Raw genomic sequence first — 21268 nt, 5'->3', positions numbered from 1 at the left:
CCTGCTGAACCCCAACATAGGATGTATTTAAATAATCATGAAAAAAATATATCTGTGAAGGATGCAGCTGTTGAACCTCAACATAGGATGTATTGAAATGGACATTTGTTTTGTTGCAATTTGTCGCTCCCTACATGGGGGCGTGGATTGAATCTGTATTTCTTATTACTCAATTCCTCTTAATGATATAATAAAAATTAGCAAATAATGACGAGAAAGCATCAATATCACTATAATACCCACTACACAAAAACAAGGAGAGTACCAACATGGACAAAATGACAATTGAAGGCATTGATATGGAAGTTATTTTAAAAAAAAATAAAAACATCTACCTATCTGTTCATCCTCCCAATGGAAGGGTTCGGGTAGTTGCACCTAAAAAAATGAATCCAGAGGCCGTCAAACTTTTTGTCCTATCTAAACTTTCTTGGATCAAAAAACAAAGAGCTAAGTTTCAACATCAAAAGATACAACCAAAAAGAGAATTTGTATCTGGAGAAAGTCATTTCTTTGAGGGTAGCAGCTATGCTTTAAACGTGATTGAAACCACTGGGAAGCAGAGGGTTGAAATGCGCAACAGTAATTCTATGGATTTATATGTAAGACCAGAGAGCACTGTAGAGAAACGTCAGAAAATCATGAATGAATGGTATCGAAATCATCTTAAAACGGTGATTCCTGATTATATTGAAAAATGGGAAGATACCATGGAGGTAAGTGTAAACTCCTGGGGTGTAAAAAGAATGAAAACAAGATGGGGGACATGTAATCCAGCTGCCAAAAGAATATGGATTAATCTTGAGCTAGCTAAAAAAAGCCCTAGGTGCTTAGAGTACATTATTGTTCATGAAATGGTACATTTGTTAGAAAGAAACCATAACGCTAGGTTTAAGGAATATATGGATAAATTTCTACCAAATTGGAGGAGTCTAAAAAGCGAGCTAAATGGATTGGCGGACCAATCAATTAAAGTATAAGAGTTTGTAGAAGATTTTCTATAAGCTCTTTTTACTTAAAGAAAATTTTAAGATTTCTTAAGGTTGTCTTTAGCCACAATGGAATTCATTCGTAGTAAAATAGATTTATAGAGGTTTTCGTCATGCTCTGACAAGATTTTTCTTCAAATAATATATACTTTCTATTACGCTGCGTCAGATAGAAACCTATTACTAAGGTAAAAAGAGGTGAAAAGAGGATGAGTAGCACTGTTGTCGCTTTAGAGCTAATAGAACAGGAAATCGATCAAATGAAAAAAATCATCGAAGAAACAGAAAAAAGTCTATGGGAAGTACTAAATCAGCTTGATTGCCAATAAGCTGATGAACTAGACTACAAAAACTATCAGCTAAAAGCCTAATTTCATAAATAACTTTATATACAAGCCCCACAGGTACAAAATGTACTTGTGGGGCATGCTTATATTATAATAAAATAAAAAAATAGAGGATTTAGCGGCGGCATGTCGAATTCTGTCTTGATAACTACATGATGCAAAGCTATTTAATTGAAGATGTATAATAACAATAGTGATAAAGGCAAACTTACTGAAAGGTAAGGACGCAAAGCTGTGGGTCTAAGGGAACAATGCATTCCTATGATTGTCAGGCTGCCAAAGCTTATTAAGAGAAGGCACCTTTATCAGAGATGCCTTCTTTTTTTCACATTATATTAATAGAACCACTGATTATAGACAATAATTTTTTTCAGCTGAAATGTTTGCAGGTAGAAAAGATTCAAGAATTTGCAGGTAAATTTATGACCTGGCTCATTATGCATGTTGCTAGAATGGATCAGGAGATTGGAAAATATGTAGATGGTGAAGGAGGACAGGCTCGATGAAAGCAGAATATATAAACCCCTTTTATAAAGCGACAAAAGACGTATTTCAATTAATGCTGGATATAGACACTCAAAAAGGCAATATTAGAATGGTGGAAGATATGGTAAACGGTAAGGATGCAAATGTTGCTTTGGGTGTGACGGGCGATTTGAATGGGACAATAGTTTTCAGCTTCCCAAAGGATATGACCTTGCAAATGATTAAAATTATGTCTGGCATGGAAATAGATAAGATAGATAGCTTTGCCTCCTCTGCATTAGGGGAAGTGGCCAATATTATTGGAGGTAATGCATTAACAGCCCTAACAGAAAGCAATTATGTATGCGATCTTGCACCACCTCAGATTTTCGTAGGGGGATGTAAGTCCTTTTCTATGGCTAACGAGAAAGGGCTACTATTATCTTTAGCAACTCCAATAGGAGAATTTGATATCAATATCATGTTGAAAGAAAAGTAGAGAAATATAAATACATCGTGGCGTTAACTTATGGTATGCTTAAAATAAATAAGCTAAGGGTATAGAGAACTGAGGCGGAAAAGGAGTATATAATGAAAGAATCTATGATGAAAAACAAAATAAACAAGGTGCTTCTAGTTTCAGATTTAGATGGAACACTACTTAACAAAAAATATGCAATCAGTCAAGAAAATGAAAAAGCCATAAAGGAATTTATAGATAGAGGAGGATTGTTTACCATAGCAACCGGTAGAATGGAGGATGCTGTGATTCCTTTTATAGACCAACTAGAAATTACGATTCCTGTAGTGCTATATAATGGGACAAAAATATACTGTCCTCTAAAGAAATCAGTGCTTTATGAAAAAAAACTTACTGTGAAAAAAGAAACCCTGCAGAAGATTCTATCTATCCATGGAGAGGAAGTGGCTATCTTGTTATATCAGGACAGTGATATCTACACTCCCTACAAGAATCATTTGGTGACAACACATGAGAATCAAGAGGGGGTTGAATGTAAGTCCTTATCTCAGAGACAACCAGGGGAAAGTCTTACAAAAATTGTTGTAATTGCAACAACCCATGAAAAGGCAAAGGCAGTAGAAGAAATGGTGCTTCAGATGGATATAGCTTGTGACATGGTTTTTTCAGAAAAAAATTATCTGGAAATACTTTCACCTGAGGTTTCTAAAGGCATAGCACTATCTGTACTGAAAAATATGTTAGAAATAGAGGAACACTATACTATAGCTATAGGAGATCAGCCTAACGATATTTCATTAATGAAGGTAGCAGATTTAGGGATCGCAGTAGGGAACGCCAACAATGAACTAAAAGAAGCAGCAGATATGGTTACTGTTAGTCATGAGGAGCATGCCATTGCCACCGTCATAGAGCAGCTAGATACTTTAATGGAGGCAAAAGCAACTAAATAATTACTAAAGCTGTACCTTTAGTAATTTAAGCAAGGTTGCCAATTTAAAAAGAAATGTATCTATAAGCAAAAAGGAACAAGTAGATCGCAATGATAAACAGATACGATAGACTAGATTAATATAAGAGTATGTAGAGATTTTTCTACAAACTCTTTTTTATTTCGATTTTGAGATGATAAAATAGTTCTTAAAAATTTTTGAAGTAATAATCACAGTACTTGACAAGATATGACAAAACTAGTACGATATTACTATACCGACTGGACGGTACAGTAGAATGGGGGGATGCAATATGAGCGCTACTGATACAAAGGAAGCAATATTAAATGCAGCCAGCAGTATTATTATACAAAGAGGAATCAATCATTTTACCCTTGAAGAGGTTGCTAGAGCTGCTGGGGTTAGCAAAGGTGGTTTGCTATACCATTTTCCCAGTAAGAATGAATTGATTAAGGAAATGCTAGCCAAACTGCTTGCTGAAGCTGAAGGAGGAGTTGCTCCCACAGAGCATGAGCTAAATAATCCATATACAAGAGAAAGGTGGTTACTAGAATATATAAAGACTAGTTATACAGCTACCTCTGTAGATAGAGAGCTAACAACAGGGTTATTAGCAGCTATAGCAACTAATAAAGAGTTAATTGGGCCTATTAGAGACTACTTTTCTAAACGTCAGCAGGAACTGGATCAATGTGAAGATCCTGTCTTAGCTACCATCATTAAATTAGCATCTGATGGCATGAGATTTGCTAAAATTCTTGATATTGATGTATTATCTGATGAAGCTAAGGGGAAGGTTGCATTGCGCTTAAAACAATTACTAAAAGAAAGTAGCAAAAATATTGATTAATGGATTATCTTTCGCTATTCAACATCTAATGGGAGGGTTAAACATGAATTTTCATAGGAAAAACAAGAAAAAAACCACTTTGCAAAAACAATGGACAAGAAATATCATGATCCTGATATTAGTATTATTTATTGGCTTTGGACTATTTATTTATACCACTGTAAATATGGCAGCATATCGAATGCTAAGTATTTCCATGGATGCTATGGGTAAAATCGCTGCAAGGGAGCTATCACAGCATGATATAAAGGGCCTTATAGATAGTAAAGATGCTGATAGACCAGGTTACAGAAACATTGTGGATACTTTAGAAAGTATTACAGAAAGATCAGAAGATCTATTACCAAACATTTATATTTTTGCAAAGGACAGCAACCAAGACTGGATATATATTGTAGATGCCTCCAGTCATCGTCGAGCCCAGATTGGTGATGCTTTTCCCTATGTAAATAAAGAAAGAGAGTTGGTATATGAGACAACAGAAGTACATACTACCAACATAGAGCAAGATTTCTTCACACAGCAAGCACATATGGCAGCCTATATACCTATTGTCCAAAATGATGAAGTAGTTGCTATTTTAGGGCTTGATGTAAATACAAGCGCATTAGTAAAACTACAAGTGATATTTTTAACTGTATTGGTAGGCTTAATGGCTATATGTCTATTTGTTATCTGGTGGATGGTAAGGTTGATTACCAAAAGACAAAATCGCTCTATAGAAAAACTGGTGAATAAAATGAAGGAAATGGCAGAGCTAAAGGGTGACCTTACAAAACGTATAGATATTGAGGATAACAATGAGATAGGTGAATTAGCAAACTATACCAACAAGATGATGGATACTCTCCAAAGCATACTATTAAAAGTAGAGGAAAATTCAAAGCATTTAGTAGATACCAGTAAGCACTTTTCCAAATCTTTTGAGGAAGTCAGCACTTCTTTTTCAAAAATGAATACTACTGTGGATGATGTAACAACCCGAATAATAGGGCAAACAGGAGAAATGTCAAACACTACTGAGTCTATAGTAGGTATGCATCAAGCTATTAATGAGATTGCTGAGTATTCACAGCAGGTGACAGCTGAAGCTGCTGATACTGAAACCCATGCCCTTGAAGGTAATGGAGCTATCAAAAAAATGAAAAATCAAATGGATCATGTGGGTCAAGCGGTTAATGAAACAACTGAATTAATGACAAAGCTGGATCAGCATTCTAACGAGATAAATAGTATCGTTGAAACCATTACGGCCATCTCTAAGCAAACAAATCTTTTAGCTCTGAATGCTTCCATAGAGGCAGCTAGGGCAGGTGAGCATGGCCAAGGCTTCAGAGTAGTTGCAGAGGAAGTAAGAACACTTGCAGAAGAATCCAGTAAATCAGCAGATGAAATATCTAAGCTTTTGGGAAGCATCCGAGAGGAGATTATTAATGCTTCTCGATCCATGCAGGAGGTATCACATCAAAAGTCAGCAAGTGACATACATGTAGAGGATGCAATCCAACGTTTTGAGAAGATTACATCTTCTATTCAAAAAGTATCTTCCATGGTGGAAGAAGTATCCGCTTCCACAGAGGAAATAACAGCAACCACTGCTATGATTTCTGAAAGTATGACAAGCTTAAAATCCACTTCACTAGAAAATACAGAATCAGTTGAAGAGGTCGCTTCAAGCATAGATAGTGAATCTAAAACCATTGAAGGTTTACTACGGCAGGTACTACACATGGAAACTATCTCGGATGAACTAAATCAAAGACTAAGCAAGCTTAAGCTAAAGTAATCTGAAGATATATCATCACAACCTTTGAAAGTAATTCTGGAGTTTTAGAGCTGAAGTATTCACGAAAATAACAAAAGAAATTATAAAAATGAAAAAACCTCTTAAATATGACACACAGCTGTCATGTTAGATAAAGTATAATAACCTTATCAAATAGATGGAGGTTATGGAAATGAATTATGAAGTTGTAAATTTAGAGGAAAAAATAGTGGTGGGTGTTAGTGCAATCACCAGCAATGCTGATCCAAAAATGGGTGAAATCATAGGAGGTCTTTGGGAAAAGCTGTACCAGGGAGGCGTAAACGCTACGATCAAAAACAAAGCAAACCAGTATGCCATCGGGCTTTATTCAGACTACTCAAAGGATACATATTGTGTAACCGCTGGAAATGAAGTTTCAAAAGCAGAAAACCAAGAACTGACTGTAAAAATTATTCCGGCAGGAAGATATGCAAAGTTCTCTGTACATGGACACATGGAAAAAGCAGTTGCTGAAGCTTGGAATGAAATCTGGAAAATGGACTTGGATAGAAGCTTTACCGGAGATTTTGAAGAATATCTCAACAGCGATTGGGAAAATGCAAATATTGATATTTATATTGCATTAAAATAGAATTTGATATAGGGTATACAAAAACCCCTTAAATAGTTGCCTATTTAAGGGGTAAAATATTTACTAATTAAATAACAGTAATATTTTCTGCTTGAGGTCCTTTTGCTCCTTGAACTACGTTAAAAGAAACACTTTGACCTTCCTCAAGGGTTTTAAAACCATCTGAGTTTATTTGAGAAAAGTGTGCGAAAATATCTTTTCCATCTTCTCCTGTAATAAATCCAAATCCTTTTTCTGCGTTAAACCATTTCACTGTACCATTCATATAATGTATACCTCCAAAATTTTATTCTTAAACTCATTGTAATAATCCACTAATAAAAATAACAATAGGTATACTTATATTGATTAAGTACGAATTGAAATATATTTGTGTTCCATTATTTACTATTCATTTAAGTTCCTACTAAGAATAACATACCCTCTGCAATAAAGCAAGGGTTTTTATAAAATACAGAATCTTCAAGGCAATGTTATTTTCAATGTATATTTTACCTCATAATTGGCAAGATTCAAATACATATGACAGTATATTTCAAAATATCAATTCACTTGACTTTTAGTAGATACTAAATGTATAATGTATTTTGAAGATTCATAAAAGATGTTTGTGTTCTCAAAATATTTTAATAAATGCTAAGAAGAGGGCAGTAGTAAAAAGTAGACGGTTACAGAGAGATAATCATGTGGTGAGAGATTATCACGATACCTTTTATGAAAATCACCTCAGAGCAGAGGTTCTGAAATCTTAAGTAGGAGCTTCCGTAGACATACGTTATGATGTATTGGAGTGACAGAAGCTTATGTTTCTGTAATCAGGGTGGTACCGCGGTCTATTCGTCCCTAAGTATATTAGGGACTTTTTATATTTTTTGGCAGTGTAAATTATAAAATAAAATTTATCATATTAGCATTACTGAGAAAGGATGAGAAAAATGAGTGGATTTAAATCTTTAACCAGTGGGCCGGTAGTTGAGAGAGAAAAAACTATCGCAGCATTATGGGACAAACATGATATTTTAGACAAAAGCATAAAAAATCGCGAGGGAGCAAAATCCTTTGTATTTTTTGAAGGGCCTCCAACAGCAAATGGGAGACCAGGGATTCATCATGTTATTTCAAGAACCTTAAAGGATTCTGTTTGTCGATATCATACCATGGTAGGTGAGCAGGTAAAAAGAAAGGCTGGATGGGACACTCACGGTTTACCAGTAGAGATCGAGGTAGAAAAGCAATTAAAGCTTTCTAGTAAAACAGAAATTGAAAACTATGGAATAGCAGCCTTTAATACCAAGTGTAGAGAATCTGTTTTCTCCTATGAAAAGCAATGGAGAGAAATGACAGAAAGAATGGGCTACTCCATTGACTTAGACAACCCTTACATCACATTAGAAAACGACTATATAGAATCAGTATGGTGGATTTTAGATAAGTTTTTTAAAGAAGGATTTATTTATGAGGGACATAAAATCCTGCCTTATTGCCCTAGATGCGGAACTGGCTTAGCCTCCCATGAGGTTTCTCAAGGCTATAAGGAAATCAAGTCCAATACTGTGATTGTACCTATGAAAAGAAAGGATGCTGATGAGTATTTCTTAGCATGGACAACCACCCCTTGGACATTGGCGGCTAATGTAGCTTTAGCAGTGCATCCGGAAGTAACCTATATAAAAGCAAAGCACAATGATAAGGTATATATTGTAGCAAAAGCATTGGCAACAAAGGTGATAGGCGAAGAATACGAGGTATTAGAGGAACTAAAGGGGAAGGATCTAGAATACATGGAGTATGAGCAACTGATGCCTTTTGTAAAGCCTGATAAAAAAGCCTTTTTCGTTACCAATGCAGACTTTGTTACTACTGACGATGGTACCGGTATTGTTCATATGGCACCAGCCTTTGGTGAAGATGACTATCAAGTAGGTCGAAAATATGATTTACCAGTACTGCAACCAGTAAGTGAAGAAGGAAAATACACCACTACTCCTTGGGAAGGACAATTTGTTATTGATGCAGATGTAGATATCATTAAATGGCTCCACGCTGAAGGAAAGCTGTTTAAAAAGGAAAAAATGGATCATAACTATCCCCACTGCTGGAGATGTACAACACCGCTGCTTTATTATGGAAAGCCAAGCTGGTACATTGAAATGACTAAGCTAAAGGATCAATTGATTGAAAATAATAATTCTGTTAACTGGTATCCTGATTATGTTGGTGAAAAACGTTTTGGTAACTGGCTAGAAAACTTAAATGACTGGGCTATATCTAGAAATCGATACTGGGGAACACCTTTAAATATCTGGCGTTGTGATTGTGGACATACCACCTCTGTAGGCTCAAGAAAAGAATTGCTTGAAAAGGCCATAGAGGATATTGACGAAACCGTTGAGCTCCATAGACCTTATGTAGACGACATTCATTTGAAATGTCAGGATTGTGAAGGCACCATGACAAGAGTAACTGAGGTAATTGACTGCTGGTTTGATAGTGGTGCTATGCCTTTTGCTCAACATCATTATCCCTTTGAAAACAAAGAAAACTTTGATCAACTATTCCCAGCAGATTTTATCTGTGAAGGAATAGACCAAACTAGAGGCTGGTTCTATTCATTATTAGCGATTTCCACCTTTGTTATGGGAAAATCACCTTATAAAAATGTATTAGTTAATGACTTGATTTTAGATAAAAATGGACAAAAGATGTCAAAGTCCAAAGGAAATACCGTAGACCCGTTTGAGTTGTTTGATAAATACGGTGCCGATGCACTTAGATGGTATCTATTGCATGTATCTCCTGCATGGACACCTACTAGGTTTGATATCGAGGGATTAAAAGAAGTGCAAAGCAAGTTCTTTACCACCATTGAAAATGTATATGCCTTCTTTACCCTATATGCTAATACAGATGGAGTCAATCCAAAGGATTTCTTTATTGAACACCAAGAGCGTCCAGAGCTGGATAGATGGATTTTATCAAAATACAACAGCTTGATTGGTGAAGTAAGAAAGGATATGGAGGCTTACGATTTAACAAAGGCTGTAAGAAAGATTCAAGAATTCGTAAACGAGGACCTGTCCAATTGGTATATCAGGAGAGCTAGAAGACGTTTCTGGGCCACTGAGCTGACAGAGGATAAGAAAGCAGTTTACAATACCACCTATGAAATTCTTGTGGGAGTATCCAAGCTGGTAGCACCCTTTGCACCTTTCCTAGCGGATGAAATGTATCAAAAACTAACAGAGGGCTTATCGGTGCATTTGGCAGATTATCCTGAGGCAGATACTGCTTTGATTAATAAAGAGGTAGAAAAGAAAATGGACCTAGTAAGAGATCTAGTAGGCTTGGGCAGAGCTGCTAGAGCTCAAGCAAAGATTAAGGTTCGTCAGCCATTGCAGAAGATTTTGGTGGATGGTAAATATGAGTCTCTCATCGGAGATTTAGTACCGCTGATTCAAGAGGAGCTAAATGTTAAAGAAGTTTATTTTGAAAAGAATCTAAAGGACTTTATGGATTTCAGCTTAAAGCCAAACTTTAGAGTAGCAGGACCTGAGCTAGGCAGCAAGATCAAAGCATTTGGTAAAGCTTTGGCCTCCTTAGATGCTTCTACTGTAGTACCTCAGCTGGAAGCCGGCGAAAAGATCACCCTGGACCTAGAAGGAGAATCAGTGGAGGTTGCAAAGGATTATGTGATGATCAATATCATTGCAAAAGAAGGCTTTACGGTAGAAATGGCAAGCAATTTATTTGTTATCCTAGATACAACCTTGACCCAGGATTTGATTGACGAAGGCTTTGCGCGAGAGTTTGTATCAAAGGTACAACAAATGAGAAAAAATCACAACTTCGAGGTTGCTGATAATATCAAGGTATATTTCGATGGTGACGAGGAAATCCTCAAGGCTGTAGAGCTGTATAAAGAATATATTATGCAGGAAATACTGGCAGTGAGCATTGAAAACGTGCAAGACGATACCTTTGAAAAGCAAAACTTAAATGATCATGAGACAGGTATAAAAATTGAAAAAGTAAAAGCATAAAACCTTTTAAAATCTCCAGAGAAGCTCTGGAGATTTTATTTCTTAAATAAACAACTGCATATTAGATTCTAGTGCATCTTTTAAGTAGGTTTTAGCATCTACTACCTCTATCTCAGGAATCAATTCTTCCTCTTTTAGGCCCATGATCTCCATAGATAGCTTGCATACATAAAAACGTACGCCTTTTTTTACAGCACCATTTAGAAAAGCAATTAGTTCTGGAGTGTCATCATCCTCCATCATTTCAATAAGCATACTTTTCCCAATGCCGCTAAAGTCCATTTTGGAAAGTGGAAGCTCACCTGGACCCTTTGGGGTCATCATGCTAAACATCTTTTCGTAAGAGGTTTTGTTCTCCATAGTCATTTTTTCAGGATCTCTTAGCAAGCATAGGCCCCAAAAAGCAAAAAACATTGTGACCTCTACTTCTATTTCTCTAGCCGAGTTGGCTAAAATAAGTGCTGCCAACGCTTTATCATATTCTCCACTAAACATGAGAAGATTCATCCTTTTGTTCTCCAAATAAAATGCCTCCTTTGCATTAAAAACCCAATAGACACTAGGGTTATTGATTTGCTATTCGGGTATTGCTTAGTCTCCTTTTATTCTAACCAAAGTCTAAGATTTTATTGTACTTTTCTTTATAATAGCTTCTATTTTCAGCAATTTCCCGGAGTATCCTTAGCAAAGCATCAACCTCTTGATAGGTATTGTATAAACCATAGCTGATTCTGACTACGCCTAAATGAGGTAGAGTGTCGTCCTCCATGATTCTTTGAACCTCTTCTTTAGGGACCTTTAAAAGTCTTTGGACATAGGGCTGAGCACAAAAACATCCATTTCTAACGGCAATACCAGCTTCATGAGACAAAATACTGGCTACCATGTCATGAGACATACCTTCTATATTAAAGGGAATAATGCTTACTTTGGGATGATTATCTTGATGATAATTAAACAACTGAATGTTGGGGATTCTTTCTAGGTGCGTTAGGGTATAATCTGTTAATTGTCTTTCATAGGCCTCTATATGATTCATCCCAATTTCCTTTAGTACCTTGATAGCAGCCATTGTTGCCACTACCCCCATAACATTTGGAGTGCCGGCCTCCTCCTTCAAGGGAGGGGATAACCATTTTACATAATCATGGGTAACAAACTCTACAGTGCCACCACCAGGGCAATCTGGAGCTCCTTGCTGAAAAACCTTTTTGGGTCCAATCAAAACGCCGGTTCCAAAAGGTGCATACATTTTATGGCTAGAAAAAACAAGGTAATCAATATGACCAGGATTCTTTGGTGACAGCATATCAACAGACGCATGAGGAACTAACTGTGCTCCATCTACCAGTATCTCCGCCCCATAGCCATGTGCCATAGCAGCAATTTTATGGACAGGATTCATATACCCTGTCACATTGGAGGCACCTGTCACAGCTACCAGCTTCACTCTTCCTTGATAGTGCTGCAGTTTTTCCTCTAAATCTCTTAGTGAAAGCTTTCCCTCCTTATCTATGTTGATATAGTCTACTGTGTATTTATTTCTCCAGGGTAGGTCATTAGAGTGGTGTTCCATACAGGTAGATAAAATGACTGCATCCGGATAAAGATTTACCAACCTGTTGGATAATTTATTGATGGCCTCTGTTGTGTTTTTTAAGAAAATTACCTCCTGCTTATTAGGATCGGCACCAACAAAGTTGCCAATAATGCTGCGGGCCTCTTCATATAAGGTAGAAGAACACTGAGATTTATAGCCTGCACCACGATGGATAGAGGCATACCATGGAGAGAAATTCATGATTTCTTCTAGAACCGCAAGAAAAGGAGGTGTGGTAGCGGCATTATCAAAATTGATGGCGGTAGTATAGGCGCCATTGATGAGGGGAATCTTGGTATCAATACCAGCAATTAAGCCTCTATAGCTATTAAAATGCTTTATGTATTGCATTTTTATCACCCACCTAAAATGATTTCTTCTAACCATTTTATGCATCTGATAAAAGAAGAGTGATAAAAGAAGTAGAGCCTCCTTTTTAACGTAAATTTTTTCAAAGAAATAACCCTTTAAAGAAACTGGAATAAATCTCTGGATTCAGGGTATCTATGTAAAGATAGAAAATAGGTAGTTACTATCAATTGACATTTAATTATGAAAGGTATAAAATTGGTTAAAAATAACTAAAAGATGTCAAAGAGAGGTGAGTCAGTGTATGAGATTTAATATAAAAGATGTAGCTAGAAAAGCTGGTGTATCTATTTCTACTGTGTCTAGAGTAGTGAATGATAGTAAAGCTGTAAGACCCAGGACAAAGGAAAAAGTAGAAAAAGCAATAGAGGAACTGGGATATAAACCCAATGCTATTGCCAGAAGTTTAAAAATTAAAAATACCAAGACAATAGGAATCATGATTCCAGATATATCAAATCAGTTTTACCCAGAGGTTGTAAGAGGTGTTGAAGATGTAGCCAATATGTATAAATACAATATCTTTTTATGTAATACTGACCTAGATAAGGAAAAAGAGGTCCAGTATTTTGACGCATTAGAGGAAAAGCAAGTAGATGGTATCATATTTATGGGAAATCTTATACCATTAGAGCTAGGAGAAAAGTTTCAGAAATCCGATATACCTATTGTATTGATTGGTACTGATTATGGGGATTTGCCTTCTGTGACAATTAACAATCACCAGGCCAGTATAGATGTTATAAATTATCTAATAAAAAAAGGTCATAAAAAAATCGGTATGATAACAGGCAAAGAATATGATCCTGTAGTTGGACTAGCAAGAAAAGAAGGATATAAAAAAGCATTACAGGAAGCAGATATAGAATACGTAGAAGAACTAATAATTGAAGGTGGATATCGTTTCAGGAGTGGTTACGAGGGTGCTAAAAAGCTACTAGATTTTAAAAATAGACCAACAGCTATCTTTGTTGCTAGTGATGAAATGGCTATTGGTGCCATAAGAGCAGCCTTAGAAAAGGGCATTGCTATACCTGATGAATTAGCAATAGTAGGATTTGATAATATTGACATGGCAGGAAAGGTGTATCCGTCTTTATCCACCATTGCGCAGCCAATGTATGAGATGGGAGCGATAGGAATGCGGGTATTGACAAAGATATTGAACGACGAAACCTTAGACAATAAAAAGGTTTTACTGAACTATAGCTTTATTGAAAGAGAAAGCAGCTAAAAGATGGAACAAAATCTAAGGATCTTCGTCTTACATAGTAAAGAAATCATTTTATAAGGAGGCATTTACTATGACAAAGAAAAAAATATTATCTTTAACTATAGCAGGAACTTTAATGTTAACAACAGCCATAACAGCCTTTGGAGCTACCACCAAGCAGGAAAAGGAGAATCATTGGGCTCAACCCTTTGCCACCAGGGTTGAGGAAGCTTATGGAATCCAATATTTCATGGAGAATAAGTCTTTAAGAGATATAATTTCATCCCAGGAGCTAGAAGAATTAATAAAAGCTACCATTGACGAAGATTTTTCACAAAAAATACAAGAAACTACTAGAGAAAAGGTAGTAAGTACTATGGTAGAAATATGGGCAGAAAAGACGGATACCAATCTTGAGGAAATGATATTGCCTATGATTTTGGTGTATAACGATACAGATGAAATTGATTTTGACTATAGGACCAATGTTATGGTTGCTTATTTCCATGGTATTGCAAAAGGAAGAGGAGATAGCATGTTTGTACCAAAGGATGCAGTTACCTTTGGGGAAGCAGTTACGTTGATTGCAAACACAAAGGATGCTATTCTTAAAGAAAACACAGAAGATAAAGATGAAGTGGAGAATGGTGAAGGAATGACAAAGGAATTTACCACAACTGCTGCTTATGAAATAAAAGATGCTAGTGTTGTTTTTGACTTTGAATTAACCAATATCAGTGATGAAAAAAGAGAGATTATGTTTTCCTCTGGACAGCAATTTGAAATAGAGATTATCAATGAGAAAGAAGAGAAGGTGTATACCTATTCCCATGACAAATTTTTTACCATGGCCTTAATCATGAAAACCCTTGAAGCTGGAGAAAGCATCTCTTGGCAGGATACATGGGATCTGCAGGATAATGAAGGCAACCTTGTTCCTGCAGGAGAGTATCAGGCGATTATAACGGTCTTGCTGATGGAAGAGGAGATAGAAAAACAACAATTGACTACCATAATGGATTTGCACATAAAATAAATAATAAATAAGGTGATCCACATGGATCACCTTATTTATTTTGCATATATTATTATATCAATCCTATAGATTGTAGGAAGTCTCTAGCTACTGTTTCTTCTCTAAGTGCGGCTTCGTCTACCTGGAAGTTTAGTTCAGCCATGGTTTCATCGTCGATTTGTCCTTCTAGCTCTGCCAATACATCTGCTAACTCTGGATATTGCTCTAATGCATCTGCTCTAACTAGGGGAGCTGCAAAATATGGTGGGAAGAAGTTCAAATCATCCTCTAGAATCCCTAGCTCATATGCAGGTATTCTACCATCTGTTGCAAAGGCAGTGATGACATCTACTTGGCCTTCTCTAACAGCAGTGTACATTAAACCAGCATCAAGGTCTACTACATCTCCAAATTCAAATCCATAGGCCGCCTGTAAACCTGGAAGACCATCTTGTCTTTCTACAAACTCCATGGTTGCTCCTAATGACAATTCTCCAGCTATTTCGTTAAGCTCTGAAAAAGTGCTTATCCCTAATTCATCAAGTCTATCCTGACGTAAAGCTAAAGTGTAGGTGTTGTTGAAGCCTAGTTCTCCTAACCATTCTAAGTCCCATTGATCCATAAATTCCGTTTTAACGATTTCGTAGGTTTCATCTGGTGACAATATTTCTTCATGACCTAAAATAGTGATATAACCTGTTCCAGTGTACTCAGGATACATCTGGATGTCATCATTTCTCAAAGCTTCAAAAGCAACCATTGTACCCCCTAGCTCAGTAACATTTACTTGTAGGTCTGTCTTTTCCTCGATAAGTACCTTAAAGATATTTGCTAATAGAATGGATTCAGTGAAGTCTTTAGTGCCAATAGTGATTTCACCAGCAGCAACCTGTTCTTCACCATTCTCATCTTCAGTGGCGGTACCTCCACCACAACCAACCAACACCAAGTTAAATACCAAAAACATAGAAATAAAAAGTAAAATTTTCTTGTTCTTTAAAAAATTCATTCCTCATCCTCCTCTTAAATTTATTATCTAATGCCTTTAGGTGTGATACGGTATTCTAATACACCTAAAAGCCAATCTACAAATAAAGCCAATAGGGCTGCCGGTATAGCACCTATTAAAATCAAATTGTTGTTACCTATAGAAATACCTCTAAAGATAAAGGAACCCAATCCACCAGCTCCGATGAGAGCTGCAATCGTAGCAGTACCGATGTTAATAACGGTAGAAATCCTAATCCCTGCCATCATGATTGGTAGAGCCAGAGGTATTTCCACCATAGTGAGCAGTTGACGGGAGGTCATACCCATTCCTTTACCAGCCTCTAAAATAGCAGAATCTACTCCTATGATACCGGTATAGGTGTTTTTAATGATGGGAAGTAAAGCATAGAGAAACAATACAAAAACAGCTAGACGTATGCCTATACCTAATAAAGGAATCAACAACCCGAAAAGAGCTAAGCTGGGTAAGGTTTGAAATATATTAGCCACACCTAGTATATATTTTGCTGCGTGTCTATTACGAGTAATATAAATCCCTAAAGGAATACCAACAACAATAGCAAAGGCTACAGAGATACCAGTGATCTGTAAATGTCTTAATGTTTGACTCATAACATCCGGTAAACGATCCATAAAAAATTCCCAAAAGGTCATTTTTAATACCCCTCCCTATCATCATCATAAACAGAAATAGCTTCTGTTAGGATATTTAATATACTGGTATGGGTGATTAATCCCTTTAAATAACCATCCTCTTCTCCGACAACGGGAAGATTTTTTATTTTTTTGTCCTTCATAGTTTGCAGTACATGTACCATACTTGTTTTTTCAGTAACAGTGGTGAATTGTGTCCGCATGATATCCTTCATTTTATATTGAGATATTCCTTTGCCACTTAGCTCTCTCGGAGTAACAATACCCAGCAGTTTTTTCGGTCGATCGCCTACTTGATTTACAACCAATAGATATTCTACATTTTTTTCCTTCATGATTTCTACTGCATTAGCAGGTGTTCTATCCTGTAAAATCATGATAGGCTTCTTATTCATGATATCCTTAGCAAAAAGCATCTCCGGCGATTTCCATAGTCTATCTTTACCTACAAAGTACTCTACAAAATCATCTACGGGATTTTTCAAGATATTTTCAGGAGTATCATATTGTATTATTTTACCGTCTCTCATAACAGCAATCCTGTCCCCAAGCTTTAGGGCTTCATCCATGTCATGGGTTACAAATACAATGGTTTTTTTTACTTCATCCTGCAGCTTTAAAAGTTCTTCTTGAAGTTGATCACGGGTAAGAGGGTCTACTGCACTAAAGGGTTCATCCATTAGAATGATATCAGGGTTCACTGCCAAAGCACGGGCAACCCCAACTCTTTGCTGTTGACCTCCGCTTAATTCATTAGGATATCTATCTATGTATTGAGATGGTTCTAAATTCACTAAATCAAGCAGCTCTTCTGCTCTGGCTCTACGTTTTTTCTTGTCCCACTTTTGCAAATATGGAACTAACTCGATGTTGTCTCCAACCGTCATATGAGGAAGCAATCCAACTTTTTGGATAACATACCCGATGTTCCTCCGAAGCTCAATGGGATTGATACTCATAATGTTCTTACCATTGATGAGGATTTCACCACCAGTAGGCTCGATTAAACGATTGATCATTTTCATGGTGGTGGTTTTGCCACACCCACTTTCTCCTATCAACACTACAAGCTCTCCATCATTGATTTTAAAGTCTAACCCATTTACTACTTTGATTTGATTATCATAGGATTTTACTACTTTCTTAAACTCTATCAAATACTCATCCTCCCTTCTTATTTTATTACTCAGGATAAAATAGTTGTTACATATGAATTTTCACTTCATAAAAATAAACAAGTACTTTATAGGAACTCAGCACTAGGCAGAGTTGGTTCATTATTATAAAGGTAAAGCTAGGGCTTGTCAAATTATAGAAAGCTGAGTTGACCTATCTAACCATTAGTATAAGCAGAAATATAGAAAAAAAAACCATTTTCAATATCCTATAAAAAAATATCATAAATACAGCTTAAAAAAGGTTTATTGATGTTGACAATAATAGTATAATTAGATAGTATTAAAATGATAAGTAGAACAATAATGTGTTAAACATCCAATTAATAGATTATGGATGTTTTTTTCACATAGGAAAAATGTTTTTTGAATACTTTACTTATTTGTTGTTAAAATTCAATAACATATATACTATTTTTAATAATATAAATCTTAATAAATGTTAAAATTAAATACTAGAGGAGGACCATTTAATGAGTTCAGAAGTAATCAAAAGAGAAGGTAATAAAATAACATTAAAGGTAGTCATAGGTGCCGACAAATTCCAAGAAGGAACAAATAAAGCCTATAATAAAATGAAATCAAGATTTAATATTCCTGGTTTTAGAAAAGGAAAAGCACCGAAAAAAATTATTGAGTTAAATTATGGCCCAGAGATTTTTTATGAAGAAGCCATCAACACAACCTTTCCTGAGGTTTATGAAGCAGCTTTAGAAGAGCATAATATTGATCCTGTAGATTCTCCAGCAATTGAGGACATAGAAGAGATTCAGCAGGGTATGGATGTAGTATTAACTGTAGCTTTAGAAGTTATGCCAGAGGTGGTTGTAGATAACTACAAAGGTATAGAAGTAGATAAAATAGAGTATAATGTACAGGAAGAGGATGTTCAAAAGGAAATAGATGCCTTAGTAGAAAAAAATGCTAGAATGGTTACTATAGAAGATCGACCAGTTGAAGAAGGAGATATAGTGACCATTGACTATAAGGGAATGACTGATGGAGAAGCCTTTGAAGGCGGCACAGCAGAAAAACAAAATCTAACCATTGGTTCAGGACAATTCATTCCAGGGTTTGAAGAACAGCTTATTGGTACCAACATAGGAGATGAAGTAGAGGTAAAGGTTACCTTCCCTGAAGAATACCATAGTGAAGAATTAAAAGGAAAAGATGCTGTATTTGAAGTGAAGCTTCATGAGATCAAAGTAAAAGAACTGCCTCAGCTAGATGATGAATTTGCTAAAGATGTATCGGAGTTTGACACATTAGAGGAATTAAAAGCGGATACTAAGACAAAGCTAGAAGAAGAAGCAAAAAATAAGACAGAGCAGGAATTAAGAAATAAAGTAGTAGATTCTATTACAGATAAGGTAGAAGTTGAACTACCAAAGGCAGTAGTAGAAAGACGTATTGACAGCATGCTAAGGGAGTTTGAATATACTTTAAGCTATCAAGGCTTAAATCTAGACTACTATTATCAAATGACAGGTGCAAATGAAGAAGTTTTAAGAAATCAAATGCGTGAGGATGCCGAAAAAAGGGTAAAAACACAAATAGTACTAGAAAAAATTAGCCAGCTAGAAAGCATCGAAGCTACTGAAGAAGAAATAAACCAAGAAATTGAAAAGATGGCAGAACAATATAAGCAAGAGGTTGACAAATTGAAGGAAACATTGAGAGACCAAGATATGGATTACATTAAAGATAATATTGTTGTAAAGAAAACCATCGACTTCTTAGTAGATAACGCTAAAATAGCATAAAGGATAATATTAGGAGGAGATGTAACATGGCATTAGTACCAATGGTAGTAGAACAAACCAACCGTGGGGAAAGATCCTACGATATCTATTCAAGACTATTAAAGGATAGAATTATTCTTTTAAACGATGAAGTAAATGATGTTACAGCAGGTTTGATTGTAGCACAGCTAATCTTTTTAGAGGCAGAGGATCCAGATAAGGATATTCAGCTTTACATAAATAGTCCAGGAGGCTCTATCACTGCCGGAATGGCTATTTATGATACCATGAACTACATTAAGCCTGATGTTTCTACTATATGTATTGGCATGGCCGCCAGTATGGGTGCCTTCCTACTGGCAGCAGGAAAAAAAGGAAAAAGGTATGCTTTACCCAATGCTGAGATCATGATTCATCAACCATTAGGAGGAACTCGTGGTCAGGCAGAGGATATACGTATCCATACTGAGAGATTATTAAAAACAAGAGATACCATTAATGAGATTTTAGTAGAAAGAACAGGGCAGCCTATGGAACGTATTCAAAAAGATACTGATCGAGATTTTTTCATGTCATCTACCGAGGCAAAGGAGTACGGTATTATAGACGAAGTGATCACCGCAAGAAAATAATTGCGAATTAAGAGAGGTGTAAAGATGTCTAGATTTGAAGATAAGAAGCAATTAAAATGCTCCTTTTGCGGTAAATCTCAGGATCAAGTAAGACGACTGATTGCTGGTCCTAATGTATACATTTGTGATGAGTGTATAGAATTATGTCAAGAAATTATCCAAGAAGAGTTTGATGAAAATCTTGATATTGACTTAGTGGATTTACCTAAGCCAAAGGAAATTAAATCCATATTGGACCAATATGTTATAGGACAGGAACCAGCAAAAAAAGCTTTAGCAGTTGCTGTATATAATCATTATAAAAGAGTAAATATGGAAGTAAAAAGTGAAGATGTTGAGCTTCAAAAAAGCAATATTGTTATGCTAGGACCTACTGGTTCAGGTAAAACACTATTGGCACAAACCTTAGCAAAGCTATTAAATGTTCCTTTTGCTATTGCTGATGCTACTTCACTTACTGAAGCTGGATATGTAGGTGAAGATGTAGAAAACATCTTACTAAAAATAATCCAAGCGGCAGACTATGATATAGAGAAGGCCGAAAAAGGTATTATTTATATTGATGAAGTAGATAAAATAGCAAAAAAATCAGAAAATCCATCCATTACTCGAGATGTAAGTGGTGAAGGTGTGCAACAGGCCCTGCTAAAAATACTAGAGGGAACTATTGCAAGCGTACCTCCTCAAGGTGGTAGAAAGCATCCACATCAAGAGTTTATACAAATAGATACAACCAACATTTTGTTTATCTGTGGTGGAGCTTTTGATGGGATAGACAACATTATCCAAAAGAGAACTGGAAAGAAATCTATGGGCTTCGGTGCAGAAATCCCCAGTAAGCAAAAGATAGACATGGGAGCTCTGCTAAAACAAATTCAACCAGAAGATTTATTAAAGTATGGGTTAATTCCTGAATTTGTTGGTAGATTACCAGTAGTAGTAACCTTAGACCAGTTAGATGAAGATGCACTAATTCAGATTTTAACAGAACCTAAGAATTCACTTGTGAAACAGTACAAGAAGTTGTTTGATATAGAAGATGTGGATTTAGATTTTGAAGATGAAGCTTTAGTGCTGATTGCTAAAAAAGCAATAGAAAGAAAGACTGGTGCTAGAGGATTGCGAGGTATCATGGAGGGTCTGATGATGGATATTATGTATGACATTCCATCAAGAGATGATATCGATAAAGTAGTCATTACTAAGGATACCGTTGATAAGGGAACTGAGCCAACAATCGTATTAAAAAGTACTGATACAACAAAGAGCAAAAAGAAGCCAAAGGAATCGGCATCTTAAATAAAACAATTAAAAAATCCTAACGCAGAATGAA

19 protein-coding genes, 1 riboswitch and 1 other annotated feature are annotated in these 21268 nt (G+C 36.1%); of the genes, 13 read left to right on the top strand and 6 right to left on the bottom strand.

Annotation, left to right across the window (positions count from 1 at the left end):
• Window positions 1–269: 269 nt before the first annotated feature.
• The 7 genes from BMX10_RS09640 to BMX10_RS09610 all read left to right on the top strand — a co-directional run bounded on the left by BMX10_RS09640 (window position 270) and on the right by BMX10_RS09610 (window position 6484).
• Window positions 270–980 (top strand): M48 family metallopeptidase, encoded by a 711-nt coding sequence (locus BMX10_RS09640; RefSeq protein ID WP_090443049.1) that lies wholly within the window; start codon window positions 270–272, stop codon window positions 978–980.
• A gap of 547 nt (window positions 981–1527) precedes the next feature.
• A riboswitch (cyclic di-GMP riboswitch) is annotated at window positions 1528–1617 on the top strand.
• Window positions 1618–1719: 102 nt separating this feature from the next.
• Complete coding sequence (locus BMX10_RS18450; protein ID WP_280140763.1) at window positions 1720–1842, top strand: hypothetical protein; 123 nt, start codon at window positions 1720–1722, stop codon at window positions 1840–1842.
• Window positions 1839–2300 carry a chemotaxis protein CheX gene (locus BMX10_RS09630; RefSeq protein WP_090443043.1) on the top strand — a complete coding sequence of 154 codons (462 nt, stop codon included), beginning with the start codon at window positions 1839–1841 and terminating at the stop codon, window positions 2298–2300. Before BMX10_RS18450 ends, BMX10_RS09630 begins: the two co-directional genes overlap by 4 nt.
• Before the next feature lie 92 nt (window positions 2301–2392).
• Window positions 2393–3235, top strand: coding sequence for a Cof-type HAD-IIB family hydrolase (locus BMX10_RS09625; protein WP_090443041.1), 843 nt, complete (start codon window positions 2393–2395; stop codon window positions 3233–3235).
• 292 nt (window positions 3236–3527) lie between these two features.
• Window positions 3528–4085 carry a TetR/AcrR family transcriptional regulator gene (locus tag BMX10_RS09620; RefSeq protein WP_170834764.1) on the top strand — a complete coding sequence of 186 codons (558 nt, stop codon included), beginning with the start codon at window positions 3528–3530 and terminating at the stop codon, window positions 4083–4085.
• Between the two features lie 43 nt (window positions 4086–4128).
• Entirely contained in the window at window positions 4129–5871 is a 1743-nt protein-coding gene (locus BMX10_RS09615) for a methyl-accepting chemotaxis protein (protein WP_170834763.1), read from the top strand.
• 172 nt (window positions 5872–6043) lie between these two features.
• Window positions 6044–6484 carry a GyrI-like domain-containing protein gene (locus tag BMX10_RS09610; protein WP_090443033.1) on the top strand — a complete coding sequence of 147 codons (441 nt, stop codon included), beginning with the start codon at window positions 6044–6046 and terminating at the stop codon, window positions 6482–6484.
• 67 nt (window positions 6485–6551) lie between these two features.
• Here BMX10_RS09610 and BMX10_RS09605 read toward each other — a convergent pair whose 3' ends face one another.
• Entirely contained in the window at window positions 6552–6749 is a 198-nt protein-coding gene (locus BMX10_RS09605; RefSeq protein WP_090443030.1) for a cold-shock protein, read from the bottom strand.
• A 364-nt stretch (window positions 6750–7113) separates the two neighbouring features.
• Window positions 7114–7332, top strand: a binding site (T-box leader).
• 87 nt (window positions 7333–7419) lie between these two features.
• Between BMX10_RS09605 and ileS the strand changes: the two genes are divergently transcribed.
• Window positions 7420–10524, top strand: a complete 3105-nt coding sequence (ileS, locus tag BMX10_RS09600) for an isoleucine--tRNA ligase (protein WP_090443027.1) — start codon at window positions 7420–7422, stop codon at window positions 10522–10524.
• A gap of 42 nt (window positions 10525–10566) precedes the next feature.
• Here the strand turns inward: ileS and BMX10_RS09595 are convergent, their stop codons facing one another.
• Together BMX10_RS09595 and BMX10_RS09590 are read right to left on the bottom strand one after the other, a co-directional pair.
• The gene (locus BMX10_RS09595; protein WP_330387873.1) at window positions 10567–11046 is read right to left on the bottom strand and encodes a DsrE/DsrF/DrsH-like family protein; all 480 of its coding nucleotides are present in this window, start codon (window positions 11044–11046) and stop codon (window positions 10567–10569) included.
• A gap of 85 nt (window positions 11047–11131) precedes the next feature.
• Window positions 11132–12475 (bottom strand): aminotransferase class V-fold PLP-dependent enzyme, encoded by a 1344-nt coding sequence (locus BMX10_RS09590; protein WP_090443024.1) that lies wholly within the window; start codon window positions 12473–12475, stop codon window positions 11132–11134.
• A gap of 262 nt (window positions 12476–12737) precedes the next feature.
• Between BMX10_RS09590 and BMX10_RS09585 the strand changes: the two genes are divergently transcribed.
• Both BMX10_RS09585 and BMX10_RS09580 read left to right on the top strand, forming a co-directional pair.
• Window positions 12738–13727 carry a LacI family DNA-binding transcriptional regulator gene (locus tag BMX10_RS09585; protein ID WP_090443020.1) on the top strand — a complete coding sequence of 330 codons (990 nt, stop codon included), beginning with the start codon at window positions 12738–12740 and terminating at the stop codon, window positions 13725–13727.
• A 70-nt stretch (window positions 13728–13797) separates the two neighbouring features.
• Entirely contained in the window at window positions 13798–14742 is a 945-nt protein-coding gene (locus BMX10_RS09580; RefSeq protein ID WP_090443017.1) for a BsuPI-related putative proteinase inhibitor, read from the top strand.
• Window positions 14743–14794: 52 nt separating this feature from the next.
• On the opposite strand, the gene BMX10_RS09575 is transcribed toward BMX10_RS09580, so the two are convergent.
• The 3 genes from BMX10_RS09575 to BMX10_RS09565 are packed head-to-tail and all read right to left on the bottom strand — an operon-like array spanning window position 14795 to window position 17543.
• Window positions 14795–15730, bottom strand: a complete 936-nt coding sequence (locus BMX10_RS09575; protein WP_090443014.1) for an ABC transporter substrate-binding protein — start codon at window positions 15728–15730, stop codon at window positions 14795–14797.
• 23 nt (window positions 15731–15753) lie between these two features.
• Window positions 15754–16386 carry an ABC transporter permease gene (locus BMX10_RS09570; protein ID WP_090443011.1) on the bottom strand — a complete coding sequence of 211 codons (633 nt, stop codon included), beginning with the start codon at window positions 16384–16386 and terminating at the stop codon, window positions 15754–15756.
• A 2-nt stretch (window positions 16387–16388) separates the two neighbouring features.
• The gene (locus BMX10_RS09565; protein ID WP_090443008.1) at window positions 16389–17543 is read right to left on the bottom strand and encodes an ABC transporter ATP-binding protein; all 1155 of its coding nucleotides are present in this window, start codon (window positions 17541–17543) and stop codon (window positions 16389–16391) included.
• A 491-nt stretch (window positions 17544–18034) separates the two neighbouring features.
• On the opposite strand from BMX10_RS09565, the gene tig reads away from it, so the two are divergent.
• Genes tig through clpX form a run of 3 tightly spaced genes read left to right on the top strand, consistent with a single transcriptional unit; the run spans window position 18035 to window position 21234 of the window.
• The gene (tig, locus tag BMX10_RS09560; RefSeq protein ID WP_090443005.1) at window positions 18035–19324 is read left to right on the top strand and encodes a trigger factor; all 1290 of its coding nucleotides are present in this window, start codon (window positions 18035–18037) and stop codon (window positions 19322–19324) included.
• 26 nt (window positions 19325–19350) lie between these two features.
• Window positions 19351–19935, top strand: a complete 585-nt coding sequence (gene clpP / locus BMX10_RS09555; protein WP_090443002.1) for an ATP-dependent Clp endopeptidase proteolytic subunit ClpP — start codon at window positions 19351–19353, stop codon at window positions 19933–19935.
• A 24-nt stretch (window positions 19936–19959) separates the two neighbouring features.
• A complete protein-coding gene (gene clpX, locus BMX10_RS09550; RefSeq protein ID WP_090442999.1) occupies window positions 19960–21234 on the top strand; it encodes an ATP-dependent Clp protease ATP-binding subunit ClpX in 1275 nt (424 codons plus the stop codon).
• Window positions 21235–21268: the final 34 nt, after the last annotated feature.

The organism is Natronincola peptidivorans (assembly GCF_900111615.1).
GTDB lineage: Bacteria > Bacillota > Clostridia > Peptostreptococcales > Natronincolaceae > Natronincola_A > Natronincola_A peptidivorans.
This window is presented reverse-complemented; position numbering and strand designations above follow the sequence as displayed.